The organism is Vibrio sp. 10N.222.49.C9 (genome assembly GCF_041474985.1).
GTDB lineage: Bacteria > Pseudomonadota > Gammaproteobacteria > Enterobacterales > Vibrionaceae > Vibrio > Vibrio crassostreae_C.
On sequence record NZ_JBFRVD010001349.1, the window covers coordinates 1 to 413 of the forward strand.

The window sequence follows — 413 nt, forward strand, 5'->3', positions numbered from 1 at the left end:
GTCCATCCCCAACTCAACCGCCTGAATTTCTTGCTCTAATTCAGCCTTACGCTGTTTGAGAGTCTGCAATTTACTCTGCTTGTCCTCAAACGTGCCATGCACCAAATCCGAAATCAGGCCCATTAATAACTTAAGACAGAGATTCTGTGCCCACAAAGCCACTGCCTTGCATCTCCTCTATCCAGCGCAGCGCCTTCTCCACATCAGGCAATAGATCGCATTCAATGCTATCGCCCTGCATGGGTAAGTACTTACGTAAATAGCCCCCTTTGATGTTGATCCAGTCTTCAAGATAAGCCTGCGCAGATTTGGGGTATTTATCACTGCCATAGATTTCGCTCAAATCCGTCAGATGATAATCAAACAAAGTGACCAGTTCTTGATATGGGATTGAGCGTCGATTGGTGTGAAGA

At 46.0% G+C, this 413-nt stretch carries 1 protein-coding gene; it reads right to left on the reverse strand.

From position 1 onward, the window contains the following. Positions 1–130: 130 nt before the first annotated feature. A partial coding sequence (locus tag AB4585_RS28235; protein ID WP_372172078.1) for a DUF3375 family protein occupies positions 131–413 on the reverse strand: 283 nt, incomplete at its 5' end.